This is a genomic window from Wolbachia endosymbiont of Drosophila barbarae, assembly GCF_044752445.1.
Taxonomy (GTDB): domain Bacteria; phylum Pseudomonadota; class Alphaproteobacteria; order Rickettsiales; family Anaplasmataceae; genus Wolbachia; species Wolbachia pipientis.
Genome location: NZ_JBIXJM010000105.1, coordinates 1 through 1,873, shown reverse-complemented (window position 1 = coordinate 1,873; position 1,873 = coordinate 1). Strand labels below are relative to the sequence as shown.

Below are 1,873 nucleotides of genomic sequence, written 5' to 3'. Positions count from 1 at the left end.
CTGGATCGTCAAGCTCTGATATCAAAGGCTTTATTGAATTTATATGGTTATCAAATTTTGCTTCTCGCAATAACGAATTCTTCATTTTAACCACAAGTAATAGCAATTTTGCAAGGTTCTTACATCTTGAGTTATTATCACCTTGCTCACATTGAGTATGCTGACTTCTCTTGAGGTCAAATATCTTTTTTTCTATTCTAGATTGATTAACTTCAAGCAACATTCTAAATTCATCCATGTTTTCCGTTAAAGCTTTCACATTGTTTTCACTCTCTTGCTGATTTATTTTTAAAAAGATTATGTTATTTATTGTGATGTAACCGGTAAATAACAATACAATTAAGAACCAACCTATGTACTTTTGCTGAGTATCATTCATAACGTAATATCTCCGCAGGATCTTGTGCAGCTGCCTGTAATGCAGGAGCAATTGTCGCTAAAAATGATAAGAATAATGCAAGTGCAGAAATGTTCACTACATCTTGAGGAACTAATATTACTGGCAAACTTGAAAAAAAGTATATCATAGGATCAAACAGCTTGACATTAGTAATGTTTTCTAAAAACACTCTAATGCTTTCGATATTGAGAGAAAAAACGACACCTATAATACAGCCAAGACAAGTTCCCGTAAAACCGATTAATAGACCACAAGCACAAAATATGCGCATAATGCTTCCACTTGTTGCACCAAATGTACGCATAATTGCAATCGCGGATTTCTTTTCTTGCACTATCATCATTAAATTTGAGATAATATTAAACGCTGCTACAACTATAATCAAAGTAAGAATTAAAAACATCACATTTCTTTCAGTTTTTAAAGCACTAAAATAATGGCTTTGCTGTGATTGCCAACTTTCAGCTTCCATTCCTATTTCTTTTTCTATAGCATCTGCCAGCTTATCAGCTCTAGTAACGTCGTCTACAAGTACTTCTATATTTTTTATGCTATTTTCATAATTAAAAAAGGCTTGTGCTGATTTTAGAGGCATATATATCAAGGTATTATCATACTCAAACATACCCATATCAAATATTGCTATAACTTTATATTTTTTCATTCGTGGCATTTCACCAAGTAATGCATCAAATTCTTCAGATGATATAAACGTAATTTCGTCGCCATAGTCAATGTTCAAAGCTTCTGCCAATCGTGCTCCTATTATTATCCCTTCATCAAATTTTTTTACATCACCTATAATTACATTATTTGTAACGGCAGTACTATCAAGCAAGTCTTTAGTTGACACACCTCGCACTACGCTACCTGCAATTTTACCATTTGCTGCAATAATGACTTGATCATTGGTCATAGGAGTAGCTTTTAATATACCAGGAATTCTCTCAATAGATTTTGAAACTGCGTAGTAATCTGAATTTATGTTCCTATCAAAATAAACGTTAATATGGCCATCAATGCCAAGTATTGAGTCAAGCAACTTTGCTCTGAATCCGTTCATCACAGACATCACCACTATTAGTGTTGCAACTCCAAGGGCAATGCCGATAATAGAGAACAAAGTCATTATAGAGCAAAATCTGGCATTTTTCGCTCGCAAATAGCAAGCAGCCATAGTAATTTCAAAGGCAATGGACATTACAAAATATTTTGAGGTTAGACATTATATTTTTGAAACTTCGTATAATTGTAGACTTTTCTTTATTTGAAAACTAGAGATTTTTGCTTCCTTAAATTTAGCAGACTTATAGAGTATCTTTAACATTAGAATTTCAAAATCTTCCATATACATCATCCAACCTCACTATATCATTATCAGATAAATGCTCTCCTATCTGAAATTCAACTATTTCAAGTGGAAAGCTTGTGCTTCTATTTTCAATCCTATGGGAAACTTCCCTTGGGATTTCT

The 1,873-nt window shown here is 33.0% G+C and carries 1 protein-coding gene and 2 pseudogenes; all 3 read right to left on the bottom strand.

Annotation, left to right across the window (positions count from 1 at the left end; all coding sequences use genetic code 11):
• A pseudogene (locus ACIPNH_RS01375) lies at window positions 1–379 on the bottom strand (hypothetical protein); the annotation flags it as partial.
• Entirely contained in the window at window positions 372–1,601 is a 1,230-nt protein-coding gene (locus ACIPNH_RS01370) for a lipoprotein-releasing ABC transporter permease subunit (protein WP_155969129.1), read from the bottom strand. The gene ACIPNH_RS01370 and the pseudogene ACIPNH_RS01375, both read right to left, overlap by 8 nt.
• Before the next feature lie 133 nt (window positions 1,602–1,734).
• Window positions 1,735–1,873 (bottom strand): annotated as a pseudogene (locus ACIPNH_RS01365) (sugar phosphate nucleotidyltransferase); the annotation flags it as partial.

What these genes read in the sequence shown, in the direction of transcription:
- ACIPNH_RS01370 (WP_155969129.1), bottom strand. Translation starts at nt 1,601, where the DNA reads ATGTCCATTGCCTTTGAAATTACTATGGCTGCTTGCTATTTGCGAGCG.